This is a genomic window from Sphingomonas sp. UNC305MFCol5.2, from assembly GCF_000712135.1.
Classification (GTDB): domain Bacteria; phylum Pseudomonadota; class Alphaproteobacteria; order Sphingomonadales; family Sphingomonadaceae; genus Sphingomonas.
In genome coordinates, this window is the sequence record NZ_JOOE01000003.1 from 529,525 (window position 1) to 542,244 (window position 12,720).

Annotated in this window: 18 protein-coding genes; 11 read left to right on the forward strand and 7 right to left on the reverse strand. The window is 63.8% G+C overall.

Annotated features, from left to right (window positions below; genetic code table 11):
- Positions 1-332: 332 nt before the first annotated feature.
- The gene (locus tag BR78_RS21780; RefSeq protein ID WP_156022327.1) at positions 333-1,691 is read right to left on the reverse strand and encodes a hypothetical protein; all 1,359 of its coding nucleotides are present in this window, start codon (positions 1,689-1,691) and stop codon (positions 333-335) included.
- Between BR78_RS21780 and BR78_RS0114240 the strand changes: the two genes are divergently transcribed.
- Positions 1,690-1,977: a VOC family protein gene (locus BR78_RS0114240; protein WP_156022328.1), complete on the forward strand. Its 288-nt coding sequence runs from the start codon at positions 1,690-1,692 to the stop codon at positions 1,975-1,977. The genes BR78_RS21780 and BR78_RS0114240 overlap by 2 nt on opposite strands.
- A 56-nt stretch (positions 1,978-2,033) precedes the next feature.
- Positions 2,034-2,444, forward strand: coding sequence for an NAD(+)--rifampin ADP-ribosyltransferase (gene arr, locus BR78_RS0114245; protein ID WP_025587259.1), 411 nt, complete (start codon positions 2,034-2,036; stop codon positions 2,442-2,444).
- 225 nt (positions 2,445-2,669) lie between these two features.
- Here the strand turns inward: arr and BR78_RS22335 are convergent, their stop codons facing one another.
- Positions 2,670-2,795 (reverse strand): hypothetical protein, encoded by a 126-nt coding sequence (locus tag BR78_RS22335; RefSeq protein WP_269320213.1) that lies wholly within the window; start codon positions 2,793-2,795, stop codon positions 2,670-2,672.
- Positions 2,796-2,889: 94 nt separating this feature from the next.
- Here BR78_RS22335 and BR78_RS21785 point away from each other — a divergent pair, with 94 nt between their 5' ends.
- Both BR78_RS21785 and BR78_RS21020 read left to right on the forward strand, forming a co-directional pair.
- Positions 2,890-3,039, forward strand: a complete 150-nt coding sequence (locus BR78_RS21785; protein WP_156022329.1) for a hypothetical protein — start codon at positions 2,890-2,892, stop codon at positions 3,037-3,039.
- A 65-nt stretch (positions 3,040-3,104) separates the two neighbouring features.
- The gene (locus BR78_RS21020) at positions 3,105-4,049 is read left to right on the forward strand and encodes a hypothetical protein (RefSeq protein WP_051683344.1); all 945 of its coding nucleotides are present in this window, start codon (positions 3,105-3,107) and stop codon (positions 4,047-4,049) included.
- A 52-nt stretch (positions 4,050-4,101) separates the two neighbouring features.
- Here BR78_RS21020 and BR78_RS0114265 read toward each other — a convergent pair whose 3' ends face one another.
- Both BR78_RS0114265 and BR78_RS0114270 read right to left on the reverse strand, forming a co-directional pair.
- The gene (locus tag BR78_RS0114265) at positions 4,102-4,410 is read right to left on the reverse strand and encodes an alkylphosphonate utilization protein (RefSeq protein WP_025587263.1); all 309 of its coding nucleotides are present in this window, start codon (positions 4,408-4,410) and stop codon (positions 4,102-4,104) included.
- A 10-nt stretch (positions 4,411-4,420) separates the two neighbouring features.
- A complete protein-coding gene (locus BR78_RS0114270) occupies positions 4,421-5,137 on the reverse strand; it encodes a sterol desaturase family protein (RefSeq protein WP_029727459.1) in 717 nt (238 codons plus the stop codon).
- A gap of 157 nt (positions 5,138-5,294) precedes the next feature.
- Here BR78_RS0114270 and BR78_RS0114275 point away from each other — a divergent pair, with 157 nt between their 5' ends.
- On the forward strand, positions 5,295-6,023 hold the full coding sequence (locus tag BR78_RS0114275; RefSeq protein WP_025587267.1) for a hypothetical protein: 729 nt from the start codon (positions 5,295-5,297) through the stop codon (positions 6,021-6,023).
- A 2-nt stretch (positions 6,024-6,025) separates the two neighbouring features.
- On the opposite strand, the gene BR78_RS0114280 is transcribed toward BR78_RS0114275, so the two are convergent.
- Both BR78_RS0114280 and BR78_RS0114285 read right to left on the reverse strand, forming a co-directional pair.
- Complete coding sequence (locus tag BR78_RS0114280) at positions 6,026-6,559, reverse strand: DUF2585 domain-containing protein (protein ID WP_269320216.1); 534 nt, start codon at positions 6,557-6,559, stop codon at positions 6,026-6,028.
- 41 nt (positions 6,560-6,600) lie between these two features.
- Entirely contained in the window at positions 6,601-7,191 is a 591-nt protein-coding gene (locus BR78_RS0114285; RefSeq protein WP_025587271.1) for a TetR/AcrR family transcriptional regulator, read from the reverse strand.
- Between the two features lie 76 nt (positions 7,192-7,267).
- Between BR78_RS0114285 and BR78_RS0114290 the strand changes: the two genes are divergently transcribed.
- The 6 genes from BR78_RS0114290 to BR78_RS0114315 all read left to right on the forward strand — a co-directional run bounded on the left by BR78_RS0114290 (position 7,268) and on the right by BR78_RS0114315 (position 12,384).
- The gene (locus BR78_RS0114290; protein WP_025587273.1) at positions 7,268-7,882 is read left to right on the forward strand and encodes a glutathione binding-like protein; all 615 of its coding nucleotides are present in this window, start codon (positions 7,268-7,270) and stop codon (positions 7,880-7,882) included.
- Between the two features lie 113 nt (positions 7,883-7,995).
- On the forward strand, positions 7,996-9,156 hold the full coding sequence (gene crtY, locus BR78_RS0114295) for a lycopene beta-cyclase CrtY (protein ID WP_025587275.1): 1,161 nt from the start codon (positions 7,996-7,998) through the stop codon (positions 9,154-9,156).
- Entirely contained in the window at positions 9,153-10,631 is a 1,479-nt protein-coding gene (locus tag BR78_RS0114300) for a phytoene desaturase (protein WP_029936804.1), read from the forward strand. Before crtY ends, BR78_RS0114300 begins: the two co-directional genes overlap by 4 nt.
- On the forward strand, positions 10,628-11,209 hold the full coding sequence (locus tag BR78_RS0114305) for a TIGR00730 family Rossman fold protein (protein WP_025587279.1): 582 nt from the start codon (positions 10,628-10,630) through the stop codon (positions 11,207-11,209). The genes BR78_RS0114300 and BR78_RS0114305 overlap by 4 nt, the downstream gene beginning before the upstream one ends.
- Positions 11,206-12,162 (forward strand): phytoene/squalene synthase family protein, encoded by a 957-nt coding sequence (locus BR78_RS0114310; protein ID WP_025587281.1) that lies wholly within the window; start codon positions 11,206-11,208, stop codon positions 12,160-12,162. Before BR78_RS0114305 ends, BR78_RS0114310 begins: the two co-directional genes overlap by 4 nt.
- 30 nt (positions 12,163-12,192) lie before the next feature.
- The gene (locus BR78_RS0114315) at positions 12,193-12,384 is read left to right on the forward strand and encodes a hypothetical protein (RefSeq protein WP_029936805.1); all 192 of its coding nucleotides are present in this window, start codon (positions 12,193-12,195) and stop codon (positions 12,382-12,384) included.
- Positions 12,385-12,403: 19 nt separating this feature from the next.
- Here the strand turns inward: BR78_RS0114315 and BR78_RS0114320 are convergent, their stop codons facing one another.
- Positions 12,404-12,643, reverse strand: a complete 240-nt coding sequence (locus tag BR78_RS0114320) for a hypothetical protein (protein WP_025587284.1) — start codon at positions 12,641-12,643, stop codon at positions 12,404-12,406.
- Positions 12,644-12,720: the final 77 nt, after the last annotated feature.

A 12,720-nucleotide genomic window follows, 5' to 3' on the forward strand; every position in this document is an offset into this window, starting at 1 on the left:
GTGCCGCCATGCCGAGCCGGAAGCTCGCTCTACGGGATAGCGGAGGACCATTATTTCCTCAGCTTCCACTGCCTTCGATCGCTACGTGAAAGTGGCCTTCCACAACGGCGCCCAGCTCGATTCCTCAACTGGCTCGAAGCAACCCAAGGCCCGCTATCTCCATGTCGAGCTCGCCGCCCACCGTTAGTTCATCGGGTGAATAAGGGGATCGACCGCGTCGACCCCCTTATTCTAATCATGCATTTTCGAGAGCATCCGCAAACGCCTGCTTGGCGGTTTGAGCCAATTCAACACCATCCCGCCGGGGACTGATGCGTAGATTTACGGCCCGGTCACTTTTTTTTCGTGCTGGTGGCGGCGGCAGTCTTTCTAGTAGTTCGTCCACGCAGAGTCGTAGATCTTGATTCCGCATATGACCCTCCTGCCATAACATCATTTAAATAATTCCGATTGAATTGAGGATTCAAATCCTCAGGGAAATAATATTTTCGCTTAATCCAGACAAATCCGTCACTCTTTGATATGAGTGCTACATCGATAGCACCACCGACTGTTTCAACGTCATTAGAAACCCTCCGTTTTAAGGAGGTAAGGGCCACCAAAGATTCCGCAAGATTTGCAAGTTCGTCTCTAGGTAGAAGAGATATCATCTGAACGATCGGGCTAGCGTATGCTCGATTGGTATATCTTTGAACTTGATCAACGAGTTGCTTCATAGAAACATGAACCGCTCTTTCTATTTCCCCTCGATTTTTTATCGTATTCTTACGGACAGCCCCATATTTACTCAAAACCTCAAGGCAGTTATCCTTCATTACTTCTGAAAAAGCGGTCATGAGGGCCGAGCCGAGCATCGGGTCCAAGCCTGTCATGAAACGTTGGACCATTTCGCCCTGAGCGAAAGCTCGCATAGCACCGCTCATGCTTCGAGACACATCGATCGTACTGTCCGTATAAAGTTTCAGCTGGTCGCCGATATAGCCGTCACACTCTAGGGAAACGACGGTGGGAAAATACTCATCATCGCCAAATCCGGCGATGACAACGCCGCTCGATAGCGGAGAAGGGTGCTTAAACAGTATAGCCGCGGAGATGAATTGGTCGGCTACGGTTGACAGGTCCTCATCTTTGAAATCACCCACAAACTCTTTGGTAATTCCATCGACTATGCCCCCATATTTCCGAATAAACGCACTGACAGCGCGAGGGGGCAGCCACTTATCCTTTTCAGCAATAGCAGCTATTTTGTCTATGAACACACCCTTCAACAGATGCACGTAATCTTCGCTACCAATAGATATACCGCGAGATATAGAAGTATCATCAGCCTCATCTAGAGCAGACGCGAACCAAGATCGAATTACCTCCTTTAAATTACGTATTTTATCGCCAGAAGTGATGTTTCCAAATTTCTCTACATAAGATTTAAAGTCTTCTGCCCAGTCAGATACCGTTGCCTCACTGGTTATACCGCGTTGCTTTCTATACAGTTTTATAAGTGTTTCCCATGGGTATTGCATAAAGTCTGCATTGCCATAGATCATTACACCAACTGGATGAATTTTCGACAGTGTGAATAGCTTGTTGACGGTGTCATACGTCTTGGACATCCGCGAACCGCCAATTGTGACCTTACTGTCAGCCGCCAGAGCGATCGCAGATTTGTTCATCACAACAACTTCAGCCGTCATGCGCCGCCCCCCCCGTCACATCTGGGTAGCAATGACAGAAATATCAAATGTAGGAAAGCGAGTCGCCGCCACGCCCGAACAGGCGCGCTTCGTCGGCGATCAGGCGGGCGGGCGCGTGTTCCTGTTCCTCGCCACCGATGATTTCGATCGCGATTTCGCCGCTTTCACTGCGGCCGGCGTCGAATGGGTCCGCCCGCCCGCGGTCCAGCCTTATGGCAAGGTCGCGGTGTTCCGCGATCTCTACGGCAATCTCTGGGACCTGGTGCAGTTCGCCGACAGGGATTGACCGCCGCGCGGCCCGACCCGACATCACGCCTTCCCGAGCCAGCAAGGAGACGCGCCTTGACCTACGCCGCCGACGCCACGCCGCCTTTCTATCACGGCACCCGCGCCGATCTGCGCCCCGGCGATCTGATCGGCCCCGGCTACAGCTCGAATTACGGCAGCGGCAAGCAGGCGAGCTGGGCCTATTTCTCCGCCACGCTCGAAGCCGCGACCTGGGGTGCCGAGCTGGCCCAAGGTGACGGGCGCGAGCGCATCTACGAGATCGAACCCACCGGCGCCTTTGTCGACGACCCCAATCTCACCGACAAGAAATTCCCCGGCAACCCGACCAAATCCTATCGCTCGCAGGCCCCGCTGCGCGTCCTCGGCGAAGTCCTGGAATGGCAGGGCCATTCGCCCGAACAGCTCCAGCACATGAGGGAGCATCTCGAACGGCTGAAGGCGGCCGGCATCGAGGCGATCGATTAGGGATTGATCCGGCCGCGTTGAAGCACTTGTGTTCCCCGGCGAAGGCCGGGGCCCAGTCGCGAGCTGCCGTCGAGGGGCAGGATGCCTTCTCCAATCTGTCGATTCAAACGCCCTGAATCCGACTCCAGGGCCGGGACGCACCTTCTCCTTTTGTCACCCCGGCCTCGTGCCGGGGTCCACCCGGCCTCGAAGGGAATGGCAGGAGGCTCCAGCGGGATTGGGGCGTCAGTCCTTGATCGTCACCATGTTCACCGGCCGGTCCTTGGTCGATGCATTGGCGGCGATCGTCTTGACCTTCTCCGCCTTGGGCTTGCGCACTTCGCGGTTCGATTTCTTCTGGCCCTTGGCCATGGCTCGTCCTTCGGGAGCGAAACGCCCCGCCGCACTCTAGGCGCATCCGCGCCGCACACGCGCATCAATTCGGCCGGGCGCGCGTTGTGCCTCCATGATCCGCAAGCTCGCCTCGGGCGAATATCGCCTTTATTCCCGGAAGAAGGACCCGGACACCGGCAAGCGCCGCAACCTCGGCACCTTCGACACCAAGGCCGCGGCGCAGCAGCACGAGCGCGAGGTCCAGTATTTCAAGCGCCACTGATCCGCCGGAACATGTCGGGAACAAAACCCTTCCAATGTAGGATTTGATCTGCTCCATCCTTTCGGATGAGCAAGCACGATCACCGCGAAACCATCGGCCGCGCGCTCTCCGCCGCCGCCGATCCCGCCAACCCCGCCGCGCCTCTGCCCGGCATCGCACCCGAATCGCTCGGTGCGCTTGTGCCGCAATCGGGCGCGGGCCTGCCCGATGCCGGTCCGCCCGGCGACAGCGCGACGCCCTATATCGATGCCAATGGCTTCGATCCGGGCGAATATGATTGGGTGCCCGTCCGCCGTCGCGCACGGGCCGACGGCTTTTCCGAAGCGAAGCAGCGTCTGTTCATCGAAACGGTCGCCGATACCGGCAGCGTCGAGACCGCCGCGCAGACGGTCGGCATGACGGTGCAGAGCTGCTATCGCCTGCGCCGCGCGCCGGGGGCCGAGGCGTTCGCCGCCGCGTGGAACGCCGCGATCCAGCAGGCGGCGTTCAAGCTGGCCGATGTCGCGTTCGAACGCGCGATCAACGGGTCGGATGAGCCCGTCTTCGATCGCGACGGCAGGCGGGTCGGGCGGCGGCTCAAGCCCAGCGACCGCATGGTGATGTTCCTGCTGCGCGCGCATCTGCCCGAGCGCTATCGTCATGCGCATCACAGCGTTCGCCATCCCGATGAAGCGCCGCCGCCCGATATCGCCCCCGTCGCCCAGGCGATCGCCGCGCTCGAGCCGGTGACGCCGCCCGAGCCGCACAAGCTCATGCCGCCCGAGGAGCTCGATGTCGCGGTCGAGGTCGCCGATCTGTGCAACGGCACGCTGCCGCACTGGCACGATCCCGCGGTGCGCGATGACGAAGCCGCGCCTGCATCGCCGATCGATCAGGCCTTCGACGCGCTGCTCTATCCGCCGCGCGAAGAGGAAGCGCCCGAGGATCACGCGGAATGGCCGGACGGCATGGACGAGGCGGAGGAAGAAGGGGCCGGGCCGGGAAGGGCAAGTCGGCGGCGTCGCCGGTAAAAGGGCGTTTTCGCCTAACCTTTACTAACCTTTCGCCCCCGCAAGGGGCGGCTCAGCGCTTCCGCACGAACTCGGCGCGCAGGACGAGGCCCTTGATGCCCTCGTATTTGCAGTCGATCTCCTGTGGATCGCCGGTGAGGCGGATCGACTTGATCAGCGTGCCGCGCTTGAGCGTCTGCCCCGCGCCCTTGACGGTGAGGTCCTTGATCAAGGTCACCTGGTCGCCGTCGGCGAGCAGATTGCCCACCGAATCACGCACCTCGACCGAATCTGCGGCGCCGGCCTTGGCCTTCGCCGCGGCCGCGCTGATCCATTCGCCGGTCGCTTCGTCATAGACGAAGCTGTCCTCTTCTTCTGCCATGCGCCCCGCCTTAGCGGCGAGATCGGGTGGACGCTACCGTGCCGGCCTCGAAATCGCCGAGCCCCCTGTCGGTGCCGCACAGCCGGTCCCAGAAGCGGAAATAGAGGCCGTAATTGCATCCGTAGCGCTGGTGGTGGCGCTGGTGATGGCTCGCGGTGATCAGCCAGGCACCCAGCGGCCCGCTATGGACGAACCGCGGAAAGACCTCCCAGCCCATATGGTTGGTCACGCCCATGATCGTCATGATCGCCAGCACCAGCCCCAGCGCGCCGACATGGATGGGGACGAGGAAGACGAGCAGCGGGATCACCACCGCGCCGGTGATCGCTTCTACGGGATGGAAGCTCATCGCCGCCCAGGCGGTGGGCGGGCGGCTGGCATGGTGGACGGCATGCGCGATGCGGAAAAGCCCCGGCCGGTGCATCAACCGATGCGTCCAGTAGAACCAGGCGTCGTGCACGAGGAGATAGAGCAGCACCGAGAGCGGCAGATACCAGAGCGGCCAGTCGGCAACCTCGGTATAGATCCGCGTCCAGCCGCGATTCTGCCAGCCCCAAGCCACCACGCCGGCGGGCAGGCCATAGATCGCCGCCGAGGCAAGGCTCCAGCCGATCTCGCTGCGGATCTGCCGGTCGAGCCCGGCATAGAGCGCCGGATGCCGCAGCCGTGTCGCAAAGGCGAAGGCGCCCGAGGTGACGAGATAGCGCGCGCCGACGATCAGCGTCATCGCCAGCGCGGAGAGGAGGATGGCAGGCACCGCAGTCACTCCCGACACCTACGCAATGCGTCGCCCCGCAGCCAGCGACGATCGCGGGATTGCGCGGATCGTGCTAGCATCGCCGCACAAGAACAGGGTCGCACCTCGAATATGGGAAGGTGCGGATATGACTCTCGAACAATGGCAGAAAGTTACCGACATCACGCTCAAGGGCGTGGTCGCGGCGGGGCTGGCGATCGGCACCTTCCTGGTGACGCGGGACCAGACGCACATGAACAAGTCGAAGATGTGCGGCGAGCTGCTCCAGCAGAATTTCGACTATGTCCAGGCGAACATCTTCACCGATGCGCGCAAGGCGCTGCTCGACGCCAAGCTCGAGGTGCAGGGGTCGATCTGCGGCACTGCCGATCCGAAGCTGGTGGTGGTGCTCAACAACAGCTGGCGCAGTCCGGCGACTCCGGCCGAGGCGATGGGCGGCGCGGCGAAGCCCGCTGCCGGCGAACCGGCTGCGGCGGCCCCTGCTGCCGATCCCGAACCCACCGGCGCCGCAACCGGCACGCCCACGCCGTCCCTCGCCGCTGCCGGACGGCCGTTGGAAGTCGAGGCCAATCTCGATCGCCCGCAATGGGTGGCGGTGTCGCGCCGGAACGACCCCAGCTATTCGGCAGTGAATTTCGACGTGGCGCGTGGCAATCGGGAAGCGCTCAACACCGTGGGCAATGTGATCCGGGCGCGCTGGTTCGTGAATATCCGGGAGAGCAACACGCCGGTCGTGAACGGCAACAACAAGGTGATCGGCCAGCTGCTCGCCGGCCAGTGCGTGGAGATCAAGCAGGCCGTTCAGGGCACGCTCAACGCATGGGCGCGGGTCCAGCGCGTGGCTTGCCCGGGATGACCTCAGCCGCCCTGCCACGCTCTGACCGCGTCGATCGGCCAGACCAGCATCAGCATATTGAGCGTCAGATTGTCGCGGATGAGGACCAGCGTCGTCAGTTCGAACAGGATCGCCAGCGCGATCGTCGCCCAGGCCGGCAGCCGCGAGGCGAGCCAGAAGCCGAACGCCATCCAGCCGATATCGGCGAGCGAATTGACGATGCTGTCGCCCGAATAGCCCAATGCGATCGTCGTCTCGCGATACCGGTTGATGATGATCGGCGAATTCTCGAGGAGTTCCCAGAACCCCTCGATCGCCACCGCCATCGGCAACGCCCAGCGCCGCACCTCGCCGCGCAGCAGGAAATGCGCCGCGGCATAGAACAGGAAGCCGTGGATGATGTGGCTGAAGCTGTACCAGTCGGCGAGATGCTGGCTGTTCTCGCTCGACTGGACGTTGCCGTGCCACAGCTTGATCGTGCCGCAGGGGCAGATCGGCGGCCGGTCCATCGCCAGCAGGATGCCGGCCACGGCCAGCCCGACGAGCAAGGCTACGATCCTTGCGCCGCGCGAAATCCGCAGCGGCGGACGGAACGCGGTCAGGATCCGCTTCCCGCGACCAGGTCGATGCAATCCCGTGCCACGCGCTCCAGCTCCTCACGCGACGCCCCGCCCCGCGCACGCACGCTTAGCGAATGGAGCACCGACGCCACAAGCCGCCCCTGCGCTTCGGGCGAAGTGCTGCCCGCCGCCGCGAGCAGCTCGGCGATGCGCCCGTCCTCGACTGCGAGGAACGCCGTGACCTTCTCGCGCACTTGCGGATCCGACGCGGCCTGGGTCGCCGCGGTGTTGATGATCAGGCACCCTTCGGGGCCGTCGCTGCCGGTGAGGTACAGGTCGATGCTTCCGATCAGGATCCGCTCGACCAACGCGCGCAGCGGCAGCTTCGCTTCGCCGAGTCGCAGCAGCTGGCGCTCGACCCGGGCGGTGAGCCGCTCGATCGCCGCAATGTACAATGCGCGCTTGTCGCCGAACGCGGCCGCGAGGCTCGGCCGGGCGAGCCCGGTAGCGGTGGCGAGATCGTCGAGCGAAGTGCCCGCGAAACCATGCGTCCGAAACCGCTCGGTGGCGCGTCCCAGCGCCTCGTCGGGATCGAAGCTGCGCGGCCGGCCGCGGACTTTTACCGTCATTTTATGCGAACCCGCAAATAATCTCTTGACCTGTCTATTTCTATGCGAGATCGTACAGAAATCAAGGGAGATGGTCATGAAGCTCTATTTTCGCCCGTTCGCCTGTTCGCTCGCCGCGCGGATCGCGCTCGAGGAAGCCGAGCTCGACGCCGAATTCGTGCAGGTCCCCGCGGACGGCCGCCTTGCCGACGGCCGCCATTTCAGCCAATTGAGCCCGATGGGTTATGTTCCCGCGATCGAGACGCGCGGCGGCTTCGTGCTCACCGAGGGTCCCGCAGTGCTCACCTATATTGCCGAGCTGGCGCCCGAAGGATCGCTGAGCTTCACCGGCTTTTCCGACGCGCATTACCGGATGCTGGGCTGGCTCAACTTCATCGGCACCGAATTGCACAAGGCCGTGTTCACGCCGTTGCTCGGCAAGGCCGCCGGCCCTGAGGAGCGCGCAGCGGCGCTGGCGCGAGTCGCAAAGCCGTTCGGCGTGCTTGCACGGCATCTGGAGGGGCAGGCGTTCCTCGAGGACCGGTTCACCGTCGCCGACGCCTATCTGCTGAGCGTGCTCAACTGGTGCGAGCATTCGGGGGTGACGATCGCCGACTGGCCGGTGCTGCTCGATTATCGCACCCGGCTGCGCACGCGGCCGTCGGTGGCGCGGGCGATGGCCGAGGAATGGCCGCTGCTCAAGGCGGCGTGACGAGCTCCGGGGGCGAGCCGCATCGCTCCGCTCCCGCCACACCTGCCCTCTCCGGTGCGAGCCGGGGAGGGTTTTTGTTGGAACGCCCCTCGCCCTTGGGCTAGGCCGGGACGATGTCGGCCACGATCAGCTGCGATCTCGCCATCGTCGGCGGCGGTCTTGCCGGGGGCCTGATCGCACACGCCGTACACGCCCGACATCCCCAAGCCGAATTAAGGCTGATCGAAGCATCCGCCCATCTCGGCGGCAATCACCTCTGGTCCTTCTTCGCCAGCGACATCGCCCCAGCCGATCGCTGGATGGTGTCGTCGCTGATCAGCCACCAATGGACGCGCTATGACGTCGCCTTCCCCGGCTACCAACGCACCCTGAAGTCGCCTTATCATTCGATCGACTCACGCCATTTCGAACGCGTGGTGCTGAGCGAATTGCCCACGCACGCCGCGATGCTGGGGCGCAAGGTGCTGGCGATGACCAGCAGCACGGTCGAGCTGGCCGATGGTGACCGCATCGAGGCGAAGGGCGTCATCGACTGCCGCGGTGCCGGCGACCTGACCGCGCTCGATCTCGGATGGCAGAAATTCCTCGGCCGCGAGCTCGTGCTGGCCGCTCCCCACGGGCTCGAACGCCCGATGGTGATGGACGCGACGGTCGACCAGATCGACGGCTATCGCTTCGCTTATTGCCTCCCCTTCGCATCCGACCGATTATTCGTCGAGGACACCTATTACAGCGACACCCCTGATCTCCACACTGCGACGCTGGGCGGTCGGATCGATGCCTATGCCGCCGCGCGCGGCTGGCCTGTGGCAAAGATCGCGCGTGAGGAATCGGGTGTGCTCCCGGTCGCGATCGGCGGCGACTTCGAGGCATATTGGCGATCGAGCGAGCCCGATGTCGCCAAGGCGGGGGTGCGCGCCGGCCTGTTCCATCCGCTGACCAGCTATTCGCTGCCCGATGCAGTGCGCACTGCGGCGCTCGTGGCGAATGCCGGCACTGTCGACGGGCAGGCGCTGCACGATCTGCTCCACAATTACGCGCGACGCCTCTGGCGCAGCCGCCGCTTCTACCGGATGCTGGCTGCGATGCTGTTTCGTGCGGCCGAGCCCGAGCAACGCTATCGGATCCTTGAACGCTTCTATCGACTGGACGAGAGGCTGATCGGCCGCTTCTATGCGGCCAAATCCAACCTGGGCGACAAGATCCGGGTGATAGCGGGCAAGCCGCCGGTGCCGATCGGCCGGGCGGTGCGCGCGATAACGGGGGTCGTATGAAGAAAGCGGCAGTGATCGGCGCTGGGATTGGCGGGCTCGCGCTCGCGATCCGGCTGCAATCGGCGGGGATCGATACCACGATCCTGGAGGCGCGCGACAAACCGGGCGGTCGCGCCTATTTTTGGGAGCGCGACGGCTTCACCTTCGATGCCGGGCCGACAGTGATCACTGCGCCTGATGCCCTTCGCGAGCTCTGGCGCATCTCCGGCCACGACATTTCCGAAGACGTGAAGCTGGTGCCGGTCTCGCCCTTTTATCGCCTGTCCTGGCCCGACGGCGTGGCATTCGATTATTCGGGCGACGACGCCCAGCTGAGCGCGGAGATCGCGCGACTCAGCCCCGAGGACGTGGCCGGCTATCGCCGTTTCCTCAAATATTCCGAAGGCGTCTATCGCGAGGGCTATGAGAGGCTCGGCCATGTCTCGTTCCTCGATTTCGGCTCGATGGTCCGCGCGGCCCCGGCGCTGATGAAATATCAGGCCTGGCGCTCGGTCTACTCGATGGTGTCGCGCTACGTGAAGAACGAGAAGCTGCGTCAGGCGCTGAGCTTCCATACCTTGCTGGTAGGCGGCAATCCGATGACGACCAGCGCGATCTACGCGTTGATCCACAAGCTCGAACGCGACGGCGGCGTGTGGTTCGCCCAAGGCGGCACCAACCGGCTGGTCGCGGGCATGGTTCGCCATTTCGAGCGGCTGGGCGGCGTGGTGCGGCTCGGCGACGCGGTATCGGCGATCCACACGCTCGGTGATCGCGTGACAGGCCTGCGCACCGGAAGCGGCTTCGAGCTCGAAGTCGATGCCGTCGCGAGCAATGCCGACATCGTCCACAGCTATCGGACGTTGCTCAAGGATTCGCGCAGCGCCCAGCGCACCGCATCCGGTCTCGAGCATAAGCGCTTCTCACCCTCGCTGTTTCTTGTCCATTTCGGGCTGCGCGGCACTTTTCCGGAGATCCCCCATCACTCGGTCCTGTTCGGCTCGCGCTATCAGGGATTGCTCGAGGACATTTACGATCACGGCGTGCTGAGCGAGGATTTCTCGCTCTATCTCCATCATCCGAGTGCGACCGATCCGGGCATGGCGCCCGAAGGGCATTCCACATTTTATGCGCTTGCGCCGGTGCCGCATCTGGGCAAGTTCCCCGCCGACTGGAGCGAAGTCGGCCCTGTGCTCGAAGAGCGCATGCTCGCCGAAGTCACCCGCCGGCTGATCCCCGATCTCAAGGACCGTATCGTGACTAAATTCTCTTATGCGCCGCCGGATTTCGCCCATGATCTCAAGGCGCATCTCGGCTCAGCGTTCAGCCTCGAGCCGATCCTGACCCAGAGCGCGTATTTCCGCGCGCACAATCGCGACGATTCGATCTCGAACCTCTATTTCGTCGGCGCGGGTGCCCATCCCGGGGCGGGTATTCCGGGCGTGGTCGGAAGCGCGAAGGCGACCGCGGCGCTGATGCTGGGAGACGGCCGATGAAGCGCATCGCGGTCTATTGCGGCTCGGCCACCCCCGCCGATCCGGTGTACATCGAATCCGCACGCCATGTCGGGCGCAGCCTCGCCCAGCGCGGCATCGGAATCGTCTATGGCGGCGGCAGGCTGGGGCTGATGGGCGCGGTCGCCGATTCGGCACTGGAGGCGGGCGGCGAAGTGATCGGCGTGATCCCGCAGGCTTTGGTCAACGCCGAAGTCGCGCATCGTGGGCTCACCGAGCTCCAGGTCGTCCAGACGATGCACGAGCGCAAAGCCCTGTTCACCGATCTCGCCGACGGCTTCGTCAACCTGCCCGGCGGCACCGGTACGATGGACGAATTGTGGGAGGCGCTGAGCTGGGCGCAGCTCGGCTATCACGCCGATCCGATCGGGCTGCTCAACGTGGCCGGCTATTACGACAAGCTCGTCGATTTCTGGGTCCATATGGGCCAGGTCGGCTTCCTGCGACCGCAGCATCAGGGGCTGCTGCTGGTGGACAGCGACCTCGATGGACTCCTCGACAAGATGATGAACTTCGAGCCGACGATACCCATCATCCGCATGGCGCGCGAAGAGCTGTGAAACCCGCCCGCGACGCGATCGTCGCGACCGCGGGCGAAGCGATCTCGCGGGGCTCGAAGAGCTTCGCTGCCGCGAGCCGGCTGTTCGATCGCGCCACGCGCGAGCGGGCCTGGCTGCTCTACGCGTGGTGCCGTGCCTGCGACGACCTCGCGGACGGTCAGGACCACGGCCATGCCATAACGGCGGTCGCAGACCCGGCCGCGCGGCTCGAGGCGATCCGGGAGCGAACCGCCGCGGCACTGGAGGGGCGATGGGTCGGCGATCCCGCCTTCGACGCCCTCCGCATCGTGGCCGCCGAGACCGCCATGCCGCACGGGCTGGTCCGGGATGTCGTCGAAGGGTTCGCGCTCGATGCCACTGGCTGGGCGCCGGCGACCGAGGCCGACCTGATGCGCTATTGCTATCATGTCGCCGGCGCTGTGGGCTGCATGATGGCGGTGGTGATGGGGGTCGCGCCGACCGACGAGGAACGCCTCGATCGCGCTTGCGATCTGGGGATCGCCTTCCAGTTGGCCAATATTGCGCGAGATCTTGCTGAGGATGCCGCTGCGGGACGTTGCTACTTGCCCACCGATTGGCTCGCCGAGGCCGGGGTCGCGCGAGACGCCGTGATGACCGATCGAACCACACTTGCGGGCTTGGCGCGGTGCCTTACGCACCGGGCGGGCGAGTATGAGGCGCGCGCACGCCTTGGTGCCGCAACCCTGCCATTTCGCTCCGCTTGGGCTGTTTTGGCCGCCGCCGGAATCTATGGCGATATCGCGCGCCGTGTGGAGGCGCTCGGCGAATCGGCCTGGGACAAGCGTGTCACGGTGCCGGCCAGCGCCAAGTTCCTGTGGATCGCGCGCGCGTTCGTGCAGTCCTGCATCCGCAAAAGGGGCGCCGCGGATCCGGATTTCGCGACCCCGATTTGGTCAAGGCCGCGTCAACCAAAGAGCGAAAGCCCTTCCTAAGCAGGCCGGCGCCAGGTGATGGAAATGACTATGCTTTCGCTCCAGCTGTCGCGCGCGTTGGCGCAAGGACGTGCCGCCCCGGAGCTGCCGGAGAACCGCACCGCGCTTTTGGTCATGCTGCTGCGCAAGCGCGCCGCCGCGCACAATGCCGGGGCACATGATCTGGAAGCGCTGCTGCGCGATCAGATCCGTTGGGCGCTACCGATTGAGCGCGAATGCTAGAATTTCTTGAACCAATGCCTCAACCGCCGCGACGTTCGGTGTGCGGCAAACGCGCGTCCACCATCTGCGGCGTGAGGCGCTGGCAAGCGGCGCTGATCACCGGATAATCCACATCGGTGTTGCGCTGGAGCGCAGCCGGCATCGCCTCCTGACACGCCTGGATCGAAGTGTATCGGACGGGCTCGACACGCGCCTGCTGGCACTGCGCCGAATCGTCGCCGCAGCCCATGATCGCCAGCACGTAGAGAACCTGATCCATCACCCCTTCCTTCGCGAATAAACGAAGCGGGATCATGCACGTTCCGGCAAAACGTTGCATCGCGGCGCTCGACGCCC

What these genes read in the sequence shown, in the direction of transcription:
- BR78_RS0114240 (WP_156022328.1), top strand. Translation starts at nt 1,690, where the DNA reads ATGCGCCGCCCCCCCCGTCACATCTGGGTAGCAATGACAGAAATATCA.
- BR78_RS21780 (WP_156022327.1), bottom strand. Translation starts at nt 1,691, where the DNA reads ATGACGGCTGAAGTTGTTGTGATGAACAAATCTGCGATCGCTCTGGCG.
- BR78_RS22335 (WP_269320213.1), bottom strand. Translation starts at nt 2,795, where the DNA reads ATGGCCAAGGGCCAGAAGAAATCGAACCGCGAAGTGCGCAAGCCCAAG.
- BR78_RS21785 (WP_156022329.1), top strand. Translation starts at nt 2,890, where the DNA reads ATGATCCGCAAGCTCGCCTCGGGCGAATATCGCCTTTATTCCCGGAAG.
- BR78_RS21020 (WP_051683344.1), top strand. Translation starts at nt 3,105, where the DNA reads ATGAGCAAGCACGATCACCGCGAAACCATCGGCCGCGCGCTCTCCGCC.
- BR78_RS0114265 (WP_025587263.1), bottom strand. Translation starts at nt 4,410, where the DNA reads ATGGCAGAAGAAGAGGACAGCTTCGTCTATGACGAAGCGACCGGCGAA.
- BR78_RS0114270 (WP_029727459.1), bottom strand. Translation starts at nt 5,137, where the DNA reads ATGACGCTGATCGTCGGCGCGCGCTATCTCGTCACCTCGGGCGCCTTC.
- BR78_RS0114275 (WP_025587267.1), top strand. Translation starts at nt 5,295, where the DNA reads ATGACTCTCGAACAATGGCAGAAAGTTACCGACATCACGCTCAAGGGC.
- BR78_RS0114285 (WP_025587271.1), bottom strand. Translation starts at nt 7,191, where the DNA reads ATGACGGTAAAAGTCCGCGGCCGGCCGCGCAGCTTCGATCCCGACGAG.
- BR78_RS0114290 (WP_025587273.1), top strand. Translation starts at nt 7,268, where the DNA reads ATGAAGCTCTATTTTCGCCCGTTCGCCTGTTCGCTCGCCGCGCGGATC.
- crtY (WP_025587275.1), top strand. Translation starts at nt 7,996, where the DNA reads ATGTCGGCCACGATCAGCTGCGATCTCGCCATCGTCGGCGGCGGTCTT.
- BR78_RS0114300 (WP_029936804.1), top strand. Translation starts at nt 9,153, where the DNA reads ATGAAGAAAGCGGCAGTGATCGGCGCTGGGATTGGCGGGCTCGCGCTC.
- BR78_RS0114305 (WP_025587279.1), top strand. Translation starts at nt 10,628, where the DNA reads ATGAAGCGCATCGCGGTCTATTGCGGCTCGGCCACCCCCGCCGATCCG.
- BR78_RS0114315 (WP_029936805.1), top strand. Translation starts at nt 12,193, where the DNA reads ATGCTTTCGCTCCAGCTGTCGCGCGCGTTGGCGCAAGGACGTGCCGCC.
- BR78_RS0114320 (WP_025587284.1), bottom strand. Translation starts at nt 12,643, where the DNA reads ATGGATCAGGTTCTCTACGTGCTGGCGATCATGGGCTGCGGCGACGAT.